Below are 23,249 nucleotides of genomic sequence, written 5' to 3'. Positions count from 1 at the left end.
TTTTATATCACTTGTCGTTCAATCGCGCGTAAAGTATTAAAGAAGTCCATGATCTCTTCAAAGTGGGGACCCCGATTTTTATAATGATATTCTATAAAGTATATGGCATCAGCAAGCTTTTGTGGTAAATCATACTGGATGCTCATGGTTGATTTAAATTTTTTAAGATCTATAGAGTGGATTTCATCATAATATTTATTATAAAGATCGATGGATTCTTCTAAACCATACGACATAATTAAGTTTAATCGTTCTTTTTCTGTAAACATGTCTATCATCTCCATGATAGACATCTTACCCTTTTAATATTGAGATGGAGTGAATTTAAAGTAAATTATCTGTAAATATTAGTTTTCAGCAATACTTTTAATGAATGTTTTCATTTTATCGAAATCATTAACTGAACGGGAAAGGAAGAATTTCTTCTGTTTACGTACGAGAAGATTACGTTTATTCGTTATCGCTTGACCTGTAAATTTAAGCCCTCGCCATGTTTCTTTCTGAACTTTAATATGCTGAATGTAGAAGACTTCATCAAGTGGTTTACTAAATAGCGCTGCATGCATGAATTTATAGAGCTCACCTGGTGTACTAGTTGTTTCTGAAGTACTTGAAGTCCCTTTATTATCACGCATAAAGTCTCCGGTATAGATTGGTAGGTCTGTTATATTAACATTTGGACGTGTGAATATGGCTAAGTAAAGATGATGATCTGTAATATCACCGATGTATAGTTCTTCCTGTCGCTCGTTATATTTTACGAGTAATTCTACTATCCAGAATGTTATTGCAATAAGAATAAAAATGACAAACAGAATAATGGTCCATGAAGGAATATTTGTTAGCTCACTCATATTTTCTGTAAAGAAAATGTCTAAAGTGAAGGGGAGGACACTATAAATGTCCGGAAATAACAAAACAATAACCATTTGTAGCATCTGCTCAAATATAAGTAATATAAAAATAACAAAAAGTGTTGTGTATATGAACGGTAAAAGTTTATTTACCGGTGTTCGTGAGAAAAGCATAATTAAAACCTCATTTCTTAAAGTACAAACACTACATTAACATTTTTTTTATTATTTTTATAGTTTTTTATAGATTTTTAATAGTTTCGCTTAAGATAAACATGAATGGGGTATAGTGAAATAAAATAACGTAGATAAAGGGGACGTCACTATGAAATGTAACTGTAAAAAGACGACTGGTGCAGTCGGTGCAATTGTATTTGTTGCAGCGAGTGGAGCACTATATTATTTCTTAACGAAAAATCAAAAACAAAACGATGAGGTACAAAATTTGAATCATAACGATGAGAAGAAAAAAAGCGTCAATGTTGAACTTGTAAAGCCGGAACCGACACCACCTGAAGCTGTAGGGAAAGAGTTTCATATGCCACACTTTATGGTGAAGAATTTAGTGGTAACGCCAAACGATAATGGTGTTACTTTCCGCTTAGATTATAGAATTGATCGCGTGCTTTATAATTATCTTATGCATAATACACCGCATTATCGTTTCAGATTTACATTGCCATTAGAGTTGAAACCTTACTTTGAAGGTAATGGTACGGCTAAAGTGTTAGGTGAACTTGTATATGGTACTGGTGAAAAGTCAGATTACAGCGTAACGTTTAATTTTAAGAAGCATGATGACATTGATAGCGCGAAGATGTATGAAATTGGTGAGATGACTGGTCCATATCATCTAGATATTGTTGATGAACAGTTAAAAGTATTGAACGAATATGATGACGTTTATGCAGCTGCTAATTTAATTAGATTTTAATGGATAATTTGTTGATCTTGAGTTAGAAAAAAATCCACCTCAGCCGAGGTGGATTTTAAATTATTCTGCTGGTGCTTTACCTTCTTGATAAATATTTCTCCAGCCGTCTTTTTTGCTTAACATTTCTTTAGCGATAGCTTGCGCGCCTTCTAATGAATGGCTTGCAGCCCATCCGCATTGTACTTCGTTACATGCTGGTACTTCTGTAGCAGTAAGGACGTCATTTAATGTTTTTTCCAGTATAACTAACACGTCTTCATAGTCATCATGATTAATTAGTGATAGGTAGAATCCTGTCTGACATCCCATTGGTGATAAATCTACAACTTTATCTGTATGGTTACGGATGTTCTCAGCCATTAAATGTTCTAATGAGTGTAGTCCAGGCATTTCCATATGTTCTTTGTTTGGTTGTTTGAAACGGATATCGTATTTGTTAATTACATCGCCATTGATACCTTCTTTAATACCTGCTAAACGTACGAATGGTGCGTCTACGATTGTATGGTCTAAGTTAAAGCTTTCAACATTCATTTTTTGTGTCATGATGTGCCTCCTGATTATTTGAGTAATGCAAATCCTTCTTTTAAGTCTTCTAATAAATCTTCACTATCTTCAATACCCACTGAAATACGTACTAATCCATCAGTGATTCCTAATTCTAAACGGCGTTCACGTGGAATAGATGCATGTGTCATTTGACTTGGTACAGAGATTAAACTTTCAACTGCACCTAATGATTCAGCTAATGTAAAGTATTTTAAAGATTTTACAAGTAATTCAGCATTTTCTTTAGAACCGACATCAAATGAAATCATTCCGCCGAAACCTGTTGCTTGTGATTCATGAATTGCTTTACGTTCTGCATCTAATAATGATGGGTGGAAGATGTTTGTTACTTTATCTTGTGATTGTAGGAATTCGATAATTTTCTTCGTTGTTTTTTCGGTTTGTTCCATACGTAATGCAAGTGTTTTAATACCACGTACAAGTAAGAAACTATCTTGTGGTCCGAGTATACCACCAGCAGAGTTCTGAATAAAGTGAATTTGTTCTGATAATTCTGGTGTACGTGAAACAAGCAAACCTGCTACAACATCACTATGACCACCGATATATTTTGTCGCTGAATGTAATACAATATCAACACCTAGATCGATTGGATTCTGGAAATATGGTGTCATAAATGTATTATCTACTACTGAGATTAAGTCGTTTGCTTGTGCGATTTCAACCATTGCACGAATGTCCGTAACATTGAGTAATGGATTTGTCGGTGTTTCGATATATAACATCTTAGTTTCAGGTGTAATTGCCGCTTTAACCGCTTCAACATCTGTTGTATCTACAAACGTTGATTTAATGCCGATACGGTCAAATACTTTAGTAAATACGCGGTATGTTCCGCCGTAGACGTCACTACCAACTACGATATGGTCACCAGCATTTAACAGCATTACTACTGTTGATACTGCTGCCATACCTGAACCGAATGCGAAACCTTCATGTCCATGTTCAAGGTCTGCGATTAACGTTTCTAAAGCAGTACGTGTTGGGTTCTTCGTACGAGAATATTCGTAACCTTGACGTAAGTTACCAATACCATCTTGTTTATATGTGCTTGTCTGATAAATTGGTGCATTGACTGATCCAGTATAGGTATCAGTCGTTTGTCCACCATGAATCATCATTGTTTTTTTCTTCATTGTTATTCTCCTTTAATATTAAATATTGCTTGTGATAAATATCTGTCGCTAGCATCCGGGAAGATGACTACGATATTTTGATGCGTAAAGTGTTGTTGCTGATTTAGCGCCGCCTGTAATGCAGCACCAGATGAACTACCTTGCATTAACCCTTCAAGCTTAGCAAGTTCTGACACTTTTGTAAAAGCATCAATATCAGAAATCGTTTCAACTGCATCGATTAAATCTTTTGGTAAGAAACCTGGCCATTTTTCAACACCGATACCTTCAGTCCTGTGACTGCCTGATTCACCACCATTTAATATTGAACCTTGTGGCTCAACGATGACTTTATGTGCATCTTTAAAGTAGTGTGCTAGCCCTGTAAACGTACCACCTGAACCAGCGCCGGCTACGATCATATCAACGCGTCCAACATCAGCGATAATTTCATTCGCAAGTCCTTCATAACTAGAAGGATTATCAGGTGATTCGAATTGATTGGTGAAGAATGCACCCGTTTCCTGTGCATATTTTAATGCTTCCTCGCGTGCGAATAGCATCCCTTTATCCGTTGGTGTATTGATAATTTCTGCGCCTAAAGCACGCATAATGCTTTGTTTTTCAACGCTGAACTTCTCAGGAACGTATACACGTAATTTTAAATCATACTTCTGGCATATAAGTGCCAACCCGATACCCGTGTTCCCTGCAGTTGCTTCAACGACTTGACCGGTTTTAATATCACCGCGTTCTAAAGCTTTGGTAATAATATTTAGTCCAAGGCGATCTTTTACTGAACCACCTAAATTATGATTCTCTAGTTTTGCGAAAATACGATTTCCCTCATTTAACGGAAATGCTGTAATTTCTACTATAGGTGTGTGGCCGATTAAATCAAATGGTTTTTTAATTGTCTTTTTTTCTAAAATCTGAAGGTGTGCAAAGCGATTAAGCTGTGTATCGTGATAGTCGAAGCCATTGCGGCTGGCGATAACTTCCATCGTTTCTTTTAATGGATAATATTCACGGTTTAAATCATCTACTAAATTATTGAAACCAAGTGACGTATAGTACGCTATCATCGATTGTTTCTCTTCTTCAGAATTGAAGATTGTATCTAAAATGATGACGCGGCCACCATCATTAAGTAATGCTGCATATTTACCGACTGCGATATCTTTTTCTGTATCTGTTAAGTGGTGGAAAGCAAATGAAGAGATAAATGTATCAGCTGGTTGCTGTTTGAAATTTAAGAAGTCACCACGTTCAAACGTAATCCCTGTCTTCTTTTCTCCGATTGCTGCCATTTCTTCGCTTGGTTCAATCGCACGGACGTTTAAACCTTGCTGTAAAAGGTAATTAGTTAAGTTACCAGTACCTGGTCCAAATTCTACAACATCGCCTTGTGCATGTTTTACTGCTTGTGCAATCATAAAGTCATAGTTTACAAAAACATCTTTATATTCAGGGTCCTGACCCGTCACGAAGTTATCGTATTCCGATGCCCAGTTTTTAAATATATCCATAAAAGGTAAGCTCATGATTATTTCCGCTCCTATATTTTAAGTAATCTTATCGGTTAACTCGGGATTAATAATAACATGGTACGAATTAGAAAACAACGAAATAGTTTGTGAATTTTGTCACAACGAGATATAATAGTACTATTACAAAATTTGAAAGTTGGTGGCATATGAAGAAGATTGTTGTTTTACCATATGATAGTATTTGGCAGCATTTGTTTTTAGATGAAAGCAGAAAATTAAAAAATAGTATTAAAGAGCACGCCGATAATATATTGCATATCGGTTCAACAGCAGTGCCTGGTATGTCGGCTAAACCAATTATTGATATGATGATTGTCACTAAAAGTTTGCAGCTCTTTGAAACGCAGCATCTGGCTTTAATCAATTTAGGTTATGAAAGAATCACATCGGCATTTAAAGATAGTTTACAATATGTGAATCGCGTTTCAGGTGATAGAACACATCAGCTCTATATATTTCCATCTGGTCATGAAAAGATTTTAGAAATGACTGCGTTTACCAGCTATTTAAAGTATTATCCGAGTGAGATGGAACGATATAATAGTGTGAAAATAGAACTTGCTAAAATGTATCCATTTGAAGTTCACGCATATGAACAGTCTAAACTTATCTTTGTTACCGTAATGACAGTAAAAGCTCTTGACTGGTATAGTGATAGAACATCACATGAAGATGTTTCAATAATATAAGAACGAGATTGAAGATTACTTCTATCTCGTTTTTTTTCATCATTAAAAGAATAATACAAAAATAGTGGAAATTTTGTTATTATTACTAAATAAATGCATTTTTTAAAGGAGATAAAAATATGCCGTCAATATTAATTGTAGAAGATGAACTTGAGATTGCCGAACTTATAAAGTTTATTCTTGTGCGTGAAGGATTCGGAAAAGTTGATATTGCTTCTACATTTGCACAGGCGAAGTTGATGATTAGTACACATTATGATACTTATCTATTGGACATAAATCTTGGGGATGGGTCAGGTTATGATCTTGGCAATGAAATACGTGAAATGACCGATGCGCCGATTCTTTATGTTTCGGCCAATACACAGGATAGAGATAAGATTAAAGGCTTTCAAAATGGAGCAGATGATTATATTACAAAGCCATTTAATCCGATGGAGCTTGCGGTGAGAGTAAAGGTCAATGTCGAGCGTTATATGAAGTCCGGTAAAAAAGAAAAGGCGTTATATTCATTTGACGAACGAAATGCAGAATTAACTGTAAGAGATAAGAAATATCTGCTTTCAGGAAAACAATATTTATTGATGCAATACCTCTATGAACATCAGGATGAGATATGTACAAAAGAGCAGATTTATGAAGCGGTGTGGGAAAATCAGTTTGTAGATGATAATACAGTGATGGTTCATATCCGAAAGTTAAGAGAAAAGCTCGAAGTGGAACCAAGTAAACCGAAATTATTACTAACATCACGTGGTATCGGCTACATTTTAAAATCAGGTGAGGATAAATGAGCATCAGCAAAAAATTTATGATTCGCTTTATCCGTTATTTTCTTATCTTTTATTTTTCAGTGACCTTAATTATTTGTGCCTTCTTTCTCTATTTTCTGGTTACGAGTGAACAAAGTTTCTTTGAGGAAGATATGCAAAGTGTGGATTCATATGCTATTAGTGAATATATTAAGTTTGACGGGGACAAAGTTAAACCGGTTAAAGAGATGGTTAATTATATTAAACAGCACAACGGCATACTTGTAGTAAGAGACAAGGGTGGTAAGGTCATATATTCGTCTGATAAAGATTTCAAATTACAGCCGTTAAATACATATCGTGCTGAAGCATTTACGACATGGGAGCTGCCTAAAGGACAGCAGGTTATCTATTTGGAGAATAAAGTATTAAATGAAGCGAGACGTAAGCTTGAAACTGATTCGAAAGAAGCACAGCGTTATTTAGAGCAACACGATCTTGCGTTATTCGTTGCAGATAAAAAAGGCTTAACTAAAATTTCTGGACAGTTTGATGAAGATGTCGTGAATAGTACGCTATTTAAGCATAAGAATAATGACAATTACCAGAAATATTTCTTTGTTTCATATTTTAAAGATAATAAAAATTACTATGTGGTTCAGAAAAATCAACATCCGGCTGATACGAAAGCAATCTTTGCAGAGGACAGCTATATGTATGATAAAGATTTTATGAATGACATAAAAAATTTTTTAATTTGGTATGCATGGATAAATCTCGTTGTATTGGCTGCTATATTACTGTTCTCAATCTTTTTAGGTAATCGACTAGCGCAACCGTTAAAACACTTTTCAACATGGGTAGAGCGACTTGCAAAAGGTGACTATTCAGTGCTTAATGATGAAAGAATCTATAAAAATGGTCGATTACGTCGTAAATATCGTATGTATAGTCCGATTGATGGTGCGATAGCGAAACTTACAGGAAAGCTTGCAGATGATAAAAATTACCAAAGTAATATGAATATTCAGCGGGAAAAATGGGTACGGGGTATTACACATGATTTAAAAACACCGCTTAGCTCAATCTATGGATATGCCAAAATACTTAACAGTGGTATGCTGCTTGAACCGGACGAACAGAAGAAGTTTATCGGCATTATTGAAGATAAAGCATTATATATTGATCAGCTGCTTAAAGATTTAAATATGGTCTATCAACTGAAAAGTGATGGGATTCAATTCCATACAGAAGAAACATGTTTGCGAACATATATCGATGCATTTGTCTCTCAATATGGCAATAAAGGTTTAAGCTACATACATAAAGAAGATGCGACGATTCATATTGATACGTCAAGGATGGATCGCGTGCTGACGAATATTGTGACGAATAGTTTTACACATAATGTCAATGTTGAAGTATGGATCAGTACGTATACGAATGGAAATAACGCGATTATAGAAATTGCGGATAATGGGCAAGGTATACCACAGGAAGATCTGACACATATCTTTGAACAGTTCTATCGTGGTAATAGAACAAATGAACACCATAATGGCAGTGGTTTGGGATTATCTGTGGCAAAAGAAATCGTGGAACTGCATGACGGCACGATAGACGTTGTCAGTTCAGTTGCTGGCACGAAATTCTTAATTACTTTACCAACATACTAATTTTGATATTTGACAGAATTTATAGATAACTATATAGTTATCTATAAATTCAATAACTTATCAAGACGGATTGAGGGAAGGGCCCGATGACATCCAGCAACCTGCAGTAATGTAAGGTGCTAATTCCTACAGCGTAAGCTGGCAGATAAGAACGTGTAGACATTCCTATCTGGGAATGTCTTTTTTTTATAAGTACGGAGGAGAGAATAATATGAATAACAAAGTATTACAATATATAGATGAAAATAGAGATAAATTCATACGCATCAGTCATGAAATTCATGCACGACCTGAACTAGGCAACGAAGAATACTTTGCGTCTAATTTGCTGAGCAAGACATTAAAAGATGCAGGATTTAGTATAGAGCGTGATATTGCAGGACATGAAACTGGATTTATCGCATCGTATGAAAGTGAGAAAGCAGGACCTACTATTGCTTATTTAGCAGAATACGATGCATTGCCAGGTTTAGGACATGCATGTGGTCATAACATTATCGGCACATCTAGCGTATTATCAGCGATTGCTCTAAAAGAAGTGATTGATGATTTAGGCGGTGTCATTCAAGTGTTCGGCACACCAGCTGAAGAAGGTGGTGTAAACGGGAGTGCGAAAGCATCATACGTTAAAGCTGGGTTATTTAATGATAGTGATGTAGCATTGATGATTCATCCTGGTCATGAATCGTTTAGAACCGTGCCAACATTGGCAGTAGACGTATTTGAAGTGGAGTTTTTTGGCAAGACTGCGCATGCTTCTGAGAATGCACATAATGGTATTAACGCGCTCGATGCGATGATCAGTTTCTTTAATGGTATCGGTCAACTGCGTCAACATATTAAAAAGACGGATAAAGTGCATGGTGTTATTTTAGATGGTGGTAAGTCAGCAAATATTATTCCGGATTATACGAAAGCGAGATTTTATACACGAGCAATCAGCAGAAAAGATTTAGATGTATTAACCGGTAAAGTTGATCGTGTAGCACAAGGTGCGTCAATTACAGCAGGTGCAGAATATCAACTCAACCACATTCAAAATGGTGTCAATGAATTCATCAGAAATACATTTTTAGATGATTTATTTGAGAAACATGCTATTATGCATAATGAACCAATTTTGCATGATGATTTTGGTTTCGGTTCAACGGATACGGGGAATGTAAGTCATATCATTCCTACGATTCACCCGCATATAAAGATGGGGTCATCGTCGCTCGTAGGCCACACAGTAGAGTTTCGTGAAGCAGCGAAAAGCGCACACGGAGACCATGCCTTATTACAAGGCGCTAAAATAATGGCAACGATGGCTATCGAGTTAATCGAGAAACCTGAAGAACTACAACGCATTAAACATTTACATGAAACATTAAAGGAGAACATTTATGGGGACTAAACCAATCAACTTACCATTAGTTATGAAAGATTTATATGGGGAGAAAGTGATGTATTCATCACGCCCATCCTATACTTTTAATCCATGGCTGCAGCCGGAAGAACATCAGTCAAATTTACTGAGCGCACGTGAACTATTAATCGCCGAGATGCCGGTCGTTGTACACCAAGCGACTGTGACAGATAAAACTGAAGCGTTGTTTAATGCAGTTGGATTTGATATGCCAAATAGTTTCAGAGTGTATAATACACGTGAATCATATGAACAGGTGTTACGCGAGGCAGTTGCAGATGGAGAAAAGATATTCTTTCAATATGCCCATGAAGAAGAATTAGTACCAGGCGATAAATATGTCGTACCGCGTGATAAATTTTTAGCGCTTAACAATAAATCAATACTGGATAAATGGACAAAGGGGAAATTCTTACCGAAACGTGACGTTGTAGCGATTGAAGAGTTTGAAAATACTGTTCGCAAGTGGTCACTGCCTTTCGTGATTAAACCAGGAGACGAACATCCGACTGCCGGTGGATATGGCGTAATGCTGTGCTATACGCAGGAAGATGTTGAACGTAGTATTAAACGTGTCCGAGAAGCAGAAGGTACAGAGCAGATGATTATCGAACAGTTTATTGAGCCAGTGCATAATTATTGTATACAATATGCATATAGCGAAGAACTTGGTATTAAGTTTATTGGTTCAAGTCAGCAGATTACTGAAAAGTATGGTAAATATCGTGGGAATATTATAAATCATGATATTCCGCAGAATGTCATCGATGCCGGAATGGAAATCATGCAAAATGGTGTAGAAGCAGGATATGTTGGAATTGCTGGCTTTGATTTACTTGTGGATAGCGAAGGTGCGATTTACGCAATCGACCTTAACTTCAGACAGAACGGTTCAAGCTCGCTGTTATTATTAGATAGCGTGTTATCTGGAGACTATAAGAAGTTTCTTGCGTATTATAGTGCTGGAGATAATGCGAAATTCTTTGATGTCATATTGAATGAAGTGAAAGCAGGATACTTATTCCCGCTTGCCTATTATAATGGAGATTATAAAGAGAAAGACGGATTCCCATCACGATTTATCTGTATCTGGCACGGAGATGAAGCGGTAGTAGAATCACGCGTAAAAGCATTTGAAGCTCGACTTAAGGAGTGATTCATTTGAGTAAGAAAAATAATGCAACAGGCATTGCGGTAGCAACGACAATTATTAGTGCGACTTTAATTCCGTTTTTGTTTAGTTTAGTAAAATTAATCGGGAAGAAATAAGGTCGTCTGCAAAGCAGAACGCTGCGTTACTTACACGAGTAACGCAGCGTTCTATTTTACTTTTATGCCAAAGAGTTGAATAAGCGCTGTACTTTGAATGCTGTTTACGGAACAGCCTTTCAAATCGTTGGCTTGTACTGATATACCGTCAATATCACTTTCTGATAAGTCAATTGTATTAAGAGATGTCTCAACAATACTTAGACCGTTAAGTTGTGATTGGGTAATCGCCCATTTTTTGGTTTCGATATGATACAAATAACCGTCATGACCATCAATAGTGTCAAAGTGAACATGATCAAATATGCTATCAGCAATATTAAATAGATTCATCTTTGTTTGATAGAAATGTACGTCTTTAAGATGTACATTATTTAATGTAAATCCGGTCATTAGCGTATCTTTTATATATACACGACGAAAGCTTACATCTTCAAATGTCATGTTCTGCATCATACAGCTGTCTATTGTTACATCAGTGAGATGTATATTGTATATGTCACTTGTGAATGTACATTTTATAAAAATAATATCATCGATTTCGCGCAAGTCACTATCAAAGAGGATAGTACAGTTTGAATAGTGCATTCCGTAATCATCACGCGTTAAAGTAATTGTTTTGTCGTGGATGCTCTCGATTGTCTTGTGTTGAGGTGACTTAATTTTCATCCATTAATCTCAATGTACCAACCGCACCTGAATATTCACCGTTTTCGATGAAGTAAGGCTTAAAGTTACGGAGAATTGTGTAGTTCATAACAATATCGCGTAATAACGTATTATTTAAGAAACTTGAACCGATGTAGACAACATATTCGGCACCGAATTCACGTGCAGCATGAATGGATACTGTTGTTACTGTTTCACCGACGACACCGAATACAGAAGCAATTTTATCGGCATCGGTAAAGTTTTTAGTATCTTTGTTATGAAGGACATTACCGAAATTGGCTGCAGTTAATTCACCTGGTATCGGTGTTTTATCTCCTTTATAGATATGTTTTACTTTAAGGTCGATGATGTCACGGTTTCCTTCTTTTGCGGTTGTCACAATATCATCGAAATTTACTTTTCCAGTCAGTAAGTAGGATAATCCCATCATCATACCACCACCTGCACCTGTTCCACCCGCACGAATTTGTGTATCACCATCTACAAAGTGAATCGAAGTACCCGTTCCGACGTTACTAAATACAAACTTTGAAATATCAAGATTCATTGCTGTAAGAAATGACTGTATGCCACGGAATGTTGCATCGAACTCAATTGATTGAAATGCATTTTGCGGGATTAAACTTTGAAGATAAGTTGCCTTACCACCCGTTAAAGCTACTTGTGCGTCTGGTAAAGTCTTTAACCATTCAGCTACCTCTTCGAGTTCGGTGCTCAGTTGTTTTCTGAATGTGAATTTGCCATTTTCTAAAATGGCGATTTTTATTAATGTACCGCCCGCGTCTATACCAATTTTCATATAAATACCTCATTCAACTTTTTAATGTAGTTATTATACTATATTGCCTTTCGTTTGTATTGTTTCCGAGTGATGTTTAAATTTTGTGATAATTTTTTAGGAAAAAGGGTATATAACGAGATAAATAATTATATTAATCCAAGACGGAGGCAACATTATGGAATTTATAGGATCTCAAATTAAGATTGTTCAATATAAAGAGGAATATAGACCTCAATTAGAAGCGTTTGAATTAACAGATAGACAAGAGATATATTCATCATTACCTTTAGAAGTTTTAGATGAAGGTTTATTTGACCCGAACCGCAGACCGTGTGTTGTGCTTAATCATGATGAGCAGGTTGTCGGGTTCTTTGTACTACATCAACATTATCAGCATGAAGGATATGACACACCAGTAAACGCTGTTTACGTGCGTAGCTTATCAATCAATAATAAGTTGCAAGGGCAAGGCTATGGTACTGAGATTATGATGAATATTCCTGAGTTTGCGCAGAGTGTATTCCCGAACTTTGATCATCTTTTCCTAGTTGTCGATGCTGAGAATCAGGGCGCGTGGAATTTATATGAGCGTGCTGGCTTTATGCATTTAGCGACAAATCCTAATGGGCCAATCGGCAAGGAACGTCTTTATTATTTAGACTTAGACGCAAACTATGTTTCTAAATTAAGATTGGTTCAAGATGGCGACAATATTAAATTGCTGAAAGATGAAAAAGAAGTAGGAACTGTCGATTTAGAAGTTGATGGAGATATCGCTACATTGAAAGCGATGGATATTACTGAAGATGTGGATGTTATCCATGAAAATGTATTGCGTCAGATTGCGACTTTTGTCCGTAAACATTTTAAAGATGTCATCAGGATAGAAGTAGAGGTTCCGGAAAATTTAAGAGATGTATACTTAAATAATAATTTTGTACCGATGGATGCTGAACATCCTCATCATTTAACGAAATTAATTCGTTATTAATCTTGCGTTAGAGGTCGTTTTCTTGATATGATGTAGTGTGAACTTAAACTAGCATAGTTTGAAAGGACGAAGAAAATGAAAATCTCTGAATATACAAAAGAAATGATAGATGAAAACTCTTTTATCGATTTAGCTTATATTTATTTAACTGAAAAAGGTAAAGAAGTTAACCTCTATGATTTAATCGATGAATTCCAATCTATAGGTGAGTATTCAAGTGAAGAAATTGAAACACGCGTTGTTCAATTCTACACAGATTTAAATACAGATGGTCGTTTCTTATCAACTGGTGAATATATGTGGGGTCTTCGCGACTGGTATTCAGTAGATGATATCGAAGAAAAAATCGCGCCGACTGTACAAAAATTTGACGTACTTGATGAAGACGATGAAGATGCACCTAAGATCGCTTTACTTGGTGAAGGTGAAGTCGAAGATGAATTAGACATTGTTGTTAGTGAAGATGACGAAGAAAACGTTGACGCTGAAGATGAAGAAGTCGAAGATGAATTAGAAGAAGCAGGTTTAGTAGTTGAAGCCGATGAATTCGATGACGAAGACGATCAATTCGAAGATGAAGAGGAAGAAGACGAAGAAGAATAATAATCTTAGTTGACATTTTGCTCAAAAATGATTATTATTTTACTTGGGCTCCTTTAATTAGGACGAACGTATAAACTTATGCGCTCCCTTTGCTTTTGCAAACGGAGTGCTTTTTTATTTTTTTAGGAGGTAAATCATGACAAAATTTATATTTGTAACAGGTGGAGTAGTATCTTCTTTAGGTAAAGGGATTACTGCAGCAAGTTTAGGAAGATTATTAAAAAATCGTGGTTTAAATGTAACAATTCAAAAGTTTGATCCATATTTAAACGTAGATCCAGGTACGATGAGTCCATACCAGCACGGTGAGGTATTCGTAACTGATGATGGCGCAGAAACAGACTTAGATTTAGGGCACTATGAACGTTTCATCGATATTAATTTAAATCAATATTCTAATGTTACAGCAGGTCGTGTTTATTCTCATGTATTGAAGAAAGAGCGTCGTGGTGATTATTTAGGTGGGACAGTTCAGGTTATTCCACACATTACTAATGAAATTAAATCACGTTTACTTTTAGCTGGTGAATCAACGAAAGCTGATGTCGTTATTACTGAAATTGGTGGTACGACAGGAGATATCGAATCACTTCCTTTTATTGAATCAATTCGTCAAATTAAAAGCGACCTAGGTCGTGAGAATGTAATGTACATTCACTGTACATTATTACCGTATATTAAAGCTGCGGGTGAAATGAAAACGAAGCCGACACAACACTCTGTGAAAGAATTACGTGGATTAGGTATTCAACCAGATATGATCGTCGTGCGAACTGAATATGAAATGACAGAAGACTTACGCGATAAAATTGCGTTATTCTGTGATATCGATAAGAAATCAGTCATTGAATGTCGCGATGCGGATACACTTTACCAAATCCCGGTTGCATTACAAGCTCAAGACATGGATGACCTTGTGATTGAACGTTTAGGGCTAGAAGCAAGTGGTGAAGCTGATCTAACTGAATGGAATCAATTGTTAGATACTGTACGTAACTTAGAAGGAAAAGTGAAAATTGCATTAGTAGGTAAATATGTTGCATTACAGGATGCGTATCTTTCAGTTGCAGAAGCATTAAAACATGCAGGTTATGCATTTGGTAAAGATATTGAAATCGACTGGATCAATTCAGAACATTTAGATGTAACAAACTATAAAGAACGTCTTCAGGATGCTGACGGTATATTAGTACCTGGCGGCTTCGGTGAACGTGGTATCGAAGGTAAGATTTTAGCGACGCAATATGCGCGTGAAAATGATATTCCATTCTTCGGTATCTGTTTAGGTATGCAACTTGCAACAGTTGAATTTGCACGTAACGTTGTTGGATTGAAAGGTGCACACTCAGCAGAGTTAGATCCAAATACACCGTATCCAGTTATCGCTTTATTACCTGATCAGAAAGATGTTGTAGATTTAGGCGGAACATTACGTTTAGGTTTATATCCATGTGAAGTTCAGGAAGGTACGAAAGCATTTGAAGCATATGGTACTGGCCATGTTGATGAACGTCACCGTCATCGTTATGAATTTAACAACGAGTATCGTGAACGTTTAGAAGAAAAAGGATTAGTATTCTCAGGACTTTCACCAGATGGTCGCTTAGTGGAAATCGTTGAAATCCCTGATCATAAATGGTTTGTGGCATGTCAGTTCCATCCGGAATTCTTATCACGTCCAATGAAACCACAAAGTTTATTCCGTGGATTTGTAGAGGCAGCAATTAATAAATAAGATTTTTTAAAGGTCATCCTTTTGGATGGCCTTTTTTGTTTGTGATGAGTTAACAAAAGTTAACTATTGAAAACGGCTTTGTGTTGTTGTAAATTAATTGGGGAGGAGGTGTAATATGTTTCTAAAACTTCATGAACCTGATAATAAGATAAGTTATTTGATGAACGTTGATGGAAGGTGTAACCTGACAAAAGATGATCGTACAGCTTTATTTGCATATCAAATTGGATTTGCCGGGGAAAACTATTTTTATGAACAACTGCAAGCTGTCGAAGGGGGATTGAAGCTTTGGGATATTACGTTGAAAGAATCTAGTAAAGCTCAGTTTGATTTTTTGATTATCGGGGATGGTAAAATTTTTCACTTTGATACAAAAAATTATTCAGGAGAATACACTTATATAGATGGAATATTTAAGAACAATCGCGGTAGAGTTGATCAAACGATAATATCACAGTTGAAACGTGCAGACCTTATTTTGCCACAATTTTTAATGCGTAATGGATTTCAATACGAACATGTAAGTCGCATCATCTTTGTGAATGAAAATTTTGTTTTGAGGAACTTCAATGGTGATCAATATGTGAAGTTTGCCGGCCAAATACCTGGTATTATAGATTATCTTAAAAAGCTTGGACCGCCGACTGATGAAGACTATCGTTTAGCTAAAGCATTGATATCAGCGGACGTGGTAGATAATCACCGATTTGCTTATTACGATTATACGCAGATGAAGAAAGGTTATCGTTGTCCAAAGTGTAAGCGATTTGGGTATGTGGAGGTAGCAAGTAGAAAAAAATATGTGGCTTGTCGTTGTGGTAGACGACTAGGCAAACTAGATTATATTACAGAAGCAGCTAGACAAGTTTCGATCCTTAAAAATGAACCATTTCAAATTAAAGAAATAGCTGAATGGAGTAACTGTGAAATTAAGACAGTCCAAAGAGCTCTTTTAAATAGCTGTATGTTTAAAGGAAAGAATAAAGGTAGAGTTTATTGGTTTCAATAGTAATGTGTAAGAGCAACAAGTCTGATATAAGTGATATATCGGACAAGATGCACGTTGAAATCGTGGATATCAAGAAAACAAGTCCGATATAAGTGATATATCGGACAAGAGCAAATCGAAATCGCGTATATCAAGAAAACAAGTCTGATATACGCAATATATCAGACTTGTTTCATCACTCTTTTCCTATTCCTCCACCAGCATCTCATGCATCACACTATAGATTGCATAGTAGATGTAATTCATCGCCATCATATGCGGCGTAATAATACGACTGAAATCTTCAGTAGGGACCAGCGCACGTGGTGTACTTAAATCGATAAAATTCATCGATCGAATATCTTCGTGCTTATTACATACTAATACGTAGTCGATATCTCGTGCTTCCAGACTATCGACAAACTCAGCAGTACTTTCATCATAGGCATCGCTCATTACAAGAATACGATCTGTTCCATCAACTAACGCATCAGAAATGTAGACTGCAGCATCGAATAAACTTTCTTTACTATTTGCAGCAAATTCCTCGAAAAACTTTAAGTCGCCAAATCCTTTAATGTATATTTTACCTTCTCCGACAACGGCTTGTGCAAGTAATCTGCCCGCTATATCCAGCTCAGCTTCTTGCATATCTATTTTTTTAAAGATACCATTAAGTTGCGTATTAAATATTTTAAGCATGGTAAACCTTCTTTCTAAAATTCTTAACACATATCATACCATAAATGAATAGGAGAAAACATGAAATGAAAATATTAGTAATTGATGATGAACCTAATATCCGACTTCTTTTTCAGGAAATATTTAAATTGAAAGGCTATGATACTGAAATTGCGGAAAACGGAAAAATAGGATTAGAGATGTTAAAGGAGAATTATTACGACCTCATTTTTCTGGATCGTAAAATGCCGGTCATGTCGGGTGACGAAACGTTAGAACAGCTGAGAAAATTCTCGGATGTTCCTGTTTATCTTGTTTCCGCTTTTCAGACAGATGAAGAGATTCAATCAATTAAGCAGACTGGCGCAACAGGTGTGTTAATGAAGCCGTTTACAATTGACGAAGTTGTGAAAATCGCTGAAAAGTTTTCATAAAACGACCCTTAGTGCATGCAAATAAGATAACGAAGTGCTATACTTACCTTATAAAAATAGTGCTTAAGCACAAACAAGGAGGATTTTATCCATGCCATTAGTTTCTATGAAAGAAATGTTAATCAAAGCAAAAGAAGGTGGTTATGCTGTTGGTCAATACAACCTTAACAACCTTGAATTCACTCAAGCAATCTTAGGTGCTTCACAAGAAGAAAACGCGCCAGTTATTTTAGGTGTTTCTGAAGGTGCAGCTAAATATATGGGTGGTTTTTACACAGTAGTAAAAATGGTTGAAGGTTTAATGAAAGATATGGAAATTACAGTTCCTGTAGCAATCCATTTAGACCACGGTTCAAGTTTTGAAAACTGTAAAGCTGCGATTGATGCTGGATTTACTTCTGTTATGATTGATGCTTCACATCATTCATTCGAAGAGAACGTTGAAATCACAAGTAAAGTAGTTGAATATGCACACGCTAAAGGTGTTTCAGTTGAAGCTGAATTAGGTCGCGTTGGTGGACAAGAAGATGATGTAGTATCTGACGGTGTTGTTTACGCTGATGCTAAAGAATGTCAGGAATTAGTTGAGAAAACTGGTATTGACTGCTTAGCGCCTGCATTAGGTTCAGTACATGGTCCTTACAAAGGTGAACCAAACTTAGGTTTTAAAGAAATGGAAGAAATCGGTAAAGCAACAGGTTTACCATTAGTATTACACGGTGGTACGGGTATTCCAACTAAAGATATCGAACGTTCAATTTCTTTAGGTACTGCTAAAATCAACGTAAACACTGAAAACCAAATCGCTTCAGCGAAAGCTGTTCGTGATACATTAAACAATGATGCTAACGTATATGATCCACGTAAATATTTAGGACCAGCACGTGAAGCGATTAAAGCAACTGTTATCGGTAAAATTAAAGAATTTGGTACTTCTAACAAAGCTTAAATTTTATTTCATACTTTAGACTGATATGCATGGCATATCAGTCTTTTTTCTTGACTAATTTTACCCTTTGAATTATATTTGACTTCATACTTTTTGTTTTGCATTACTAAAATGAATTAGTTTATAATAAAAATAATCAACAATAATAAGATAAATATGTGTGATAAAAGTTAAAGGAGTACAATTATGTCAGAAGAAGTAATTAAAATAAGAGGAGGCAATCCTCTTAAAGGCTCAGTTCAAATCAGTGGTGCTAAAAATAGTGCAGTTGCTTTAATTCCGGCAACCTTAATGGCAAGTAATCCTGTTACATTAGAAGGGCTACCAGAAATTTCAGACGTTGTGACTTTAATGAGCTTATTAGAAGATTTGAACATAACGACAACTTTAGATGGCGATCGTTTAACAGTAGATCCTTCTAATGCTGTTAACATGCCACTTCCTAATCATAAAGTTCAATCATTACGTGCTTCATATTATATGATGGGTGCAATGCTTGGAAAATTTAAGAAATGTGTGATTGGATTACCTGGCGGATGTCCTTTAGGACCACGTCCTATTGACCAGCACATTAAAGGTTTCGAAGCATTAGGTGCTACTGTTACGAATGAAGCAGGTGGTATGTATCTTGAAGCTAAAGAGCTGAAAGGTGCGAAAATCTTTCTTGATGTCGTGTCTGTTGGTGCAACAATCAATATTATGCTTGCTGCTTCGATGGCTAAAGGTAAAACAGTCATTGAAAATGCTGCTAAAGAACCTGAAATCGTTGATGTAGCAACGCTATTAAACAACATGGGTGCGAAAATTCGTGGTGCCGGTACGGATACTTTAAAAATTGAAGGTGTTGAATCACTTCATGGTACTTCACACACAATTATTCCTGATAGAATTGAAGCTGGTACATATATGTGTGCCGCTGCAATGATGGGTGAGGAAGTATTAATTGAAAATATTATCCCACTACATATGGAACCATTAACTGCTAAATTGATTGAAATGGGCGTTGATGTTCAAATCGGTGAAGATAAAGCTTTAATTTCTAAACCGGAAAAATATAATCCAGTAACGATTACGACAAATGTTTATCCTGGATTTGCGACTGATTTACAACAACCTTTTACACCATTATTGTTTATGGCAGAGGGTCAAAGTACGATAACGGATACTATCTATCCAGCCCGATTCAAACATGTTGATGAATTATCACGTATGAACGGTGATATCACTGAGTCTGGTGGTACTGCAATTATTAAACCATCTCAACTATCAGGTGCAGAAGTTGCTGCTAGTGATTTGCGTGCAGGTGCTTGTTTAGTTATCGCAGGTCTTGCTGCTGAAGGTATTACGACGGTTTATAATGTTAAACATATCGACCGTGGATACAGCGGTATTGTTGAGAAGCTAAAGGCACTTGGTGCAGATATCTGGAGAGAAGAGATACAATAATGAATTTCCTAAAACGGCCAAATGCCGTTTTTTTTCTTAAGCAGCAACAAATATATAAAAAATATATTTGATATATTTTTTATATCGGTGTACAATAGTAATATAAAGAGGTGAGTCATATGGAAGTATGTCCGTATTTAGAAGAGACGTTTAAGATTCTTGGTCGCAGTTGGAATGGCCTACTTATAAACTATTTATCGCGTTCAGATGATCGCTCTGCACATTTTTCTGATATGAAACGTGACTTAAAATCAATTACCCCACGTGCATTAAGTTTGAAATTGAGTGAATTAGCTGAATGGGGCCTTGTCGAAAAGAAAGTCGTTTCTACAACCCCTCTTTCAATTAAATATGTATTAACGGATAAAGGTTATGCCTTATCTGAAGCGATGCATCCGATTGAAACATGGGCACAAGAGCACTTAGAACTAGACGAAAAACAAGCATAATAGGAAGCTTACTTGCTGAATAGTCAGTAGGTAAGCTTTTTATTTTGTCTTTAAAAAATAAGTATCATTTTACAACTAATGGTACGCATAATGTTGGAATGTGTTATACTATTAACGATGTTACATATCTAATGCAGAGGAGAATGTTTATGGAACGTAGTTTGTCAATGGAATTAGTCAGAGTTACAGAAGCGGCGGCGCTTAAAAGTGCGCGTTGGGTAGGTAAAGGTTTAAAGAACGAAGCGGACGACGCAGCAACGACGGCAATGCGCGAAGTATTTGATACAATTCCGATGGACGGTGTTGTAGTTATTGGTGAAGGTGAAATGGATGAAGCGCCAATGTTATATATCGGTGAAGAACTAGGGACTAAAGAAGGTCCTCAAATTGATATCGCAGTTGATCCTTTAGAAGGAACAACGCTTGTTGCTGAAGGTTCATGGAATGCAATAACAGTACTAGCTGTTGGTGATAGAGGAACATTACTTCATGCACCGGATATGTATATGGAGAAAATTGCAGTTGGTCCTGACTGTGTAGGTGTAGTGGATATTTCTAAGTCAGTAACAGAAAATTTACAGGCAGTTGCTAAAGCGAAAGGTAAAGATATTTCTGATGTTACAGCTACGCTTTTAAATCGTGAGCGTCATGCAGGCATTATTAAAGAAATTCGTGAAGCGGGTGCGCGTATTAAGTTAATCGAACACGGAGACGTTGCTGGTGCGATTAATACAGCGTTTGATTTTACTGGTGTTGATATTTTATTCGGTTCAGGTGGTGCACCTGAAGGCGTTATTGCTGCTGTGGGTATTAAAGCTTTAGGTGGCGACTTCCAGGGTATTCTTTTACCGGAAGATGTAGAACAAGAAGAGCGTTGCCGCAAGATGGGAATCGAACCGAACACTGTATTACAATTGGATGATATGGTAAAAGGTGACGACGCAATCTTTGCTGCTACAGCAGTTACTGACGGTGAATTAATGAAAGGTGTTCAGTTTAAAGGCGGATATGCTGAAACACATTCATTAGTTATGCGCGCAAAATCTGGCACAGTACGTTTCGTACAAGGTCGCCATAGTTTAGAGAAGAAACCAGGTTTAGTAATCAATCAGGAAGATACAATTTAATCATAATTACAAGCTTGAGCAGACGCTCGAGCTTTTTCTTTTTATCAAAACATGCTAAACTATCTAATGATACTCCTCTTGAAACTTCTTCTATTTTCTTTTTGAATTTTCCAAAACGAATGCATATAGATTTATTGATAAATTAATATAGAAATGGGTGTAGAAATGGTAGAAAAAGTGAGAACAAGCCCTCAGTATGAGTCTTTTCACGAATTATACAAAAATCATACAACAAAGGCATTAACAGCAAAAGCGAAAGAACTAGGTCTTGTTAATTATAGTAAATTGAATAAAAAAGAGTTAGTGCTGGCCATCATGGAAAAACAGATGGAGAAAGACGGCAACTACTATATGGAAGGTATATTAGATGATATACAGCCTGATGGATACGGTTTTTTAAGAACGGTTAACTATTCAAAAGGTGAGAAAGATATTTATATCTCTGCCAGTCAGATTCGTCGTTTTGAGATTAAAAAAGGGGACAAAGTTACCGGCAAAGTTCGTAAACCAAAAGAAAATGAGAAATATTACGGATTATTGCAAGTAGACTTCGTCAATGATCAAAATGCTGAAGAGGTTAAGAAGCGTCCTCACTTCCAGGCGTTAACCCCACTATATCCGGATACAAGAATTCGTCTTGAAACAACGAAGACAGCATATTCAACGCGTATAATGGATTTAGTGACACCAATTGGATTTGGGCAACGTGGTATGATTGTAGCACCTCCTAAAGCAGGGAAAACATCATTACTGAAAGAAATCGCAAATGCAATCTGTGTTAATCATCCGGAAGCGAAATTGTTTATCTTACTTGTCGGTGAACGTCCTGAAGAGGTAACGGATCTAGAGCGTTCGGTAGAAGCAGCAGAAGTAGTACATTCAACATTTGATGAACCACCAGAACATCACGTAAAAGTGGCTGAACTGTTATTAGAGCGTGCGAAACGTCTTGTTGAGATTGGTGAAGACGTCATTATCTTAATGGATTCAATTACGCGACTAGCACGTGCCTATAACTTAGTGGTACCGCCGAGTGGTCGTACATTATCAGGTGGATTAGATCCTGCCAGTCTGCATCGTCCGAAAGCATTTTTCGGAGCGGCGCGTAACATTGAAGCAGGTGGAAGTTTGACGATTCTATCTACGGCACTTGTTGAAACAGGTTCACGTATGGATGATATGATCTATGAAGAGTTCAAAGGGACAGGAAACATGGAGCTTACGTTAGATAGAAAGCTTGCTGAAAAACGTGTTTATCCGGCTATTGATATCCGCAGAAGTTCAACACGTAAAGAGGAATTATTACTTGATAAGAAAGAATTAGAGATGGTTTGGCAGCTGAGAAATTTATTTACGGATAGCAATGACTTTACGGAACGTTTCTTACGCCGACTAAAACAAAGTGAATCAAACGAAGATTTCTTTAAACAACTCGGTGAGCGCATGGTCGAAAGTGCGAAATCAGGTAAACCGATCATTTAAAATTTAACCTTGCTTTTTTATAGTGAGACGTATATAATATGTAAGTATTGACGTGAAAATATTTCACGAAATAACTCTGTTCCAGATGGTTCAG

General features: G+C 36.4%; 24 protein-coding genes and 1 riboswitch. Of the genes, 16 read left to right on the top strand and 8 right to left on the bottom strand.

All coding sequences use genetic code 11. The annotated features are described in order from the left end of the window. Positions 1-2: 2 nt before the first annotated feature. Entirely contained in the window at positions 3-269 is a 267-nt protein-coding gene (locus HT586_RS11130) for a hypothetical protein (protein WP_096077978.1), read from the bottom strand. A 78-nt stretch (positions 270-347) separates the two neighbouring features. Further along, on the bottom strand, positions 348-929 hold the full coding sequence (locus tag HT586_RS11125; RefSeq protein WP_203545811.1) for a hypothetical protein: 582 nt from the start codon (positions 927-929) through the stop codon (positions 348-350). Between the two features lie 250 nt (positions 930-1,179). Between HT586_RS11125 and HT586_RS11120 the strand changes: the two genes are divergently transcribed. Beyond that, on the top strand, positions 1,180-1,788 hold the full coding sequence (locus HT586_RS11120; RefSeq protein WP_096077980.1) for a hypothetical protein: 609 nt from the start codon (positions 1,180-1,182) through the stop codon (positions 1,786-1,788). Between the two features lie 60 nt (positions 1,789-1,848). Here the strand turns inward: HT586_RS11120 and HT586_RS11115 are convergent, their stop codons facing one another. From HT586_RS11115 to HT586_RS12570, 3 genes are read right to left on the bottom strand one after another with little or no spacing between them, the layout of a single operon-like run. Then, complete coding sequence (locus HT586_RS11115; protein WP_096077981.1) at positions 1,849-2,334, bottom strand: S-ribosylhomocysteine lyase; 486 nt, start codon at positions 2,332-2,334, stop codon at positions 1,849-1,851. A gap of 14 nt (positions 2,335-2,348) precedes the next feature. Then, positions 2,349-3,494 (bottom strand): bifunctional cystathionine gamma-lyase/homocysteine desulfhydrase, encoded by a 1,146-nt coding sequence (locus HT586_RS11110; RefSeq protein WP_203545810.1) that lies wholly within the window; start codon positions 3,492-3,494, stop codon positions 2,349-2,351. 2 nt (positions 3,495-3,496) lie between these two features. Further along, the gene (locus HT586_RS12570; protein ID WP_203545809.1) at positions 3,497-5,017 is read right to left on the bottom strand and encodes a pyridoxal-phosphate dependent enzyme; all 1,521 of its coding nucleotides are present in this window, start codon (positions 5,015-5,017) and stop codon (positions 3,497-3,499) included. Between the two features lie 152 nt (positions 5,018-5,169). Between HT586_RS12570 and HT586_RS11100 the strand changes: the two genes are divergently transcribed. The 5 genes from HT586_RS11100 (at position 5,170) to ldmS (ending at position 10,704) form a co-directional block, all read left to right on the top strand. Further along, positions 5,170-5,712 (top strand): GrpB family protein, encoded by a 543-nt coding sequence (locus HT586_RS11100; protein ID WP_133354145.1) that lies wholly within the window; start codon positions 5,170-5,172, stop codon positions 5,710-5,712. A 119-nt stretch (positions 5,713-5,831) separates the two neighbouring features. Then, positions 5,832-6,506, top strand: coding sequence for a response regulator transcription factor (locus tag HT586_RS11095; protein ID WP_096077985.1), 675 nt, complete (start codon positions 5,832-5,834; stop codon positions 6,504-6,506). A gap of 131 nt (positions 6,507-6,637) precedes the next feature. Next, positions 6,638-8,140, top strand: a complete 1,503-nt coding sequence (locus HT586_RS11090; RefSeq protein WP_203545808.1) for a sensor histidine kinase — start codon at positions 6,638-6,640, stop codon at positions 8,138-8,140. A 54-nt stretch (positions 8,141-8,194) separates the two neighbouring features. Beyond that, a riboswitch (SAM riboswitch) is annotated at positions 8,195-8,292 on the top strand. Between the two features lie 59 nt (positions 8,293-8,351). Continuing rightward, positions 8,352-9,536: a M20 family metallopeptidase gene (locus HT586_RS11085; RefSeq protein ID WP_133354143.1), complete on the top strand. Its 1,185-nt coding sequence runs from the start codon at positions 8,352-8,354 to the stop codon at positions 9,534-9,536. Continuing rightward, positions 9,526-10,704 (top strand): L-aspartate--L-methionine ligase LdmS, encoded by a 1,179-nt coding sequence (ldmS, locus tag HT586_RS11080; protein ID WP_203545807.1) that lies wholly within the window; start codon positions 9,526-9,528, stop codon positions 10,702-10,704. The genes HT586_RS11085 and ldmS overlap by 11 nt, the downstream gene beginning before the upstream one ends. A 164-nt stretch (positions 10,705-10,868) precedes the next feature. Here ldmS and HT586_RS11075 read toward each other — a convergent pair whose 3' ends face one another. Further along, on the bottom strand, positions 10,869-11,486 hold the full coding sequence (locus HT586_RS11075; protein ID WP_133354141.1) for a pentapeptide repeat-containing protein: 618 nt from the start codon (positions 11,484-11,486) through the stop codon (positions 10,869-10,871). Further along, entirely contained in the window at positions 11,476-12,288 is an 813-nt protein-coding gene (gene coaW, locus HT586_RS11070; RefSeq protein WP_203545806.1) for a type II pantothenate kinase, read from the bottom strand. The genes HT586_RS11075 and coaW overlap by 11 nt, the downstream gene beginning before the upstream one ends. Positions 12,289-12,445: 157 nt before the next feature. On the opposite strand from coaW, the gene HT586_RS11065 reads away from it, so the two are divergent. The 4 genes from HT586_RS11065 (at position 12,446) to HT586_RS11050 (ending at position 16,608) form a co-directional block, all read left to right on the top strand. Next, a complete protein-coding gene (locus HT586_RS11065) occupies positions 12,446-13,261 on the top strand; it encodes a GNAT family N-acetyltransferase (RefSeq protein ID WP_096077991.1) in 816 nt (271 codons plus the stop codon). A gap of 75 nt (positions 13,262-13,336) precedes the next feature. After that, positions 13,337-13,864 carry a DNA-directed RNA polymerase subunit delta gene (rpoE, locus tag HT586_RS11060; protein ID WP_203545805.1) on the top strand — a complete coding sequence of 176 codons (528 nt, stop codon included), beginning with the start codon at positions 13,337-13,339 and terminating at the stop codon, positions 13,862-13,864. A gap of 136 nt (positions 13,865-14,000) precedes the next feature. Next, positions 14,001-15,599 carry a CTP synthase gene (pyrG, locus tag HT586_RS11055; RefSeq protein WP_096077993.1) on the top strand — a complete coding sequence of 533 codons (1,599 nt, stop codon included), beginning with the start codon at positions 14,001-14,003 and terminating at the stop codon, positions 15,597-15,599. A 115-nt stretch (positions 15,600-15,714) separates the two neighbouring features. Then, on the top strand, positions 15,715-16,608 hold the full coding sequence (locus HT586_RS11050; RefSeq protein WP_203545804.1) for a nuclease-related domain-containing protein: 894 nt from the start codon (positions 15,715-15,717) through the stop codon (positions 16,606-16,608). Positions 16,609-16,794: 186 nt separating this feature from the next. Here the strand turns inward: HT586_RS11050 and HT586_RS11045 are convergent, their stop codons facing one another. Then, positions 16,795-17,289 carry a DUF2529 family protein gene (locus HT586_RS11045; protein ID WP_096077995.1) on the bottom strand — a complete coding sequence of 165 codons (495 nt, stop codon included), beginning with the start codon at positions 17,287-17,289 and terminating at the stop codon, positions 16,795-16,797. A gap of 65 nt (positions 17,290-17,354) precedes the next feature. Here HT586_RS11045 and HT586_RS11040 point away from each other — a divergent pair, with 65 nt between their 5' ends. The 6 genes from HT586_RS11040 (at position 17,355) to rho (ending at position 23,155) form a co-directional block, all read left to right on the top strand. After that, entirely contained in the window at positions 17,355-17,702 is a 348-nt protein-coding gene (locus HT586_RS11040; protein WP_096077996.1) for a response regulator, read from the top strand. 91 nt (positions 17,703-17,793) lie between these two features. Beyond that, positions 17,794-18,651 (top strand): class IIb fructose-bisphosphate aldolase FdaB, encoded by an 858-nt coding sequence (gene fdaB, locus HT586_RS11035; protein WP_096077997.1) that lies wholly within the window; start codon positions 17,794-17,796, stop codon positions 18,649-18,651. Between the two features lie 186 nt (positions 18,652-18,837). Next, positions 18,838-20,097 (top strand): UDP-N-acetylglucosamine 1-carboxyvinyltransferase, encoded by a 1,260-nt coding sequence (gene murA, locus HT586_RS11030; protein WP_096077998.1) that lies wholly within the window; start codon positions 18,838-18,840, stop codon positions 20,095-20,097. A 119-nt stretch (positions 20,098-20,216) separates the two neighbouring features. Continuing rightward, positions 20,217-20,546: a winged helix-turn-helix transcriptional regulator gene (locus HT586_RS11025; protein ID WP_096077999.1), complete on the top strand. Its 330-nt coding sequence runs from the start codon at positions 20,217-20,219 to the stop codon at positions 20,544-20,546. Between the two features lie 149 nt (positions 20,547-20,695). Next, entirely contained in the window at positions 20,696-21,673 is a 978-nt protein-coding gene (gene glpX / locus HT586_RS11020) for a class II fructose-bisphosphatase (protein WP_203545803.1), read from the top strand. A gap of 165 nt (positions 21,674-21,838) precedes the next feature. Next, positions 21,839-23,155, top strand: a complete 1,317-nt coding sequence (gene rho, locus HT586_RS11015; protein WP_096078001.1) for a transcription termination factor Rho — start codon at positions 21,839-21,841, stop codon at positions 23,153-23,155. Positions 23,156-23,249 lie beyond the last annotated feature (94 nt).

Origin of the sequence: Macrococcoides bohemicum (genome assembly GCF_016865215.1) — a bacterium.
Lineage (GTDB): Bacteria > Bacillota > Bacilli > Staphylococcales > Staphylococcaceae > Macrococcoides > Macrococcoides bohemicum.
Note: the sequence above shows the minus strand (reverse complement) of the source record. Positions and strands in the feature narration are given on the sequence as shown.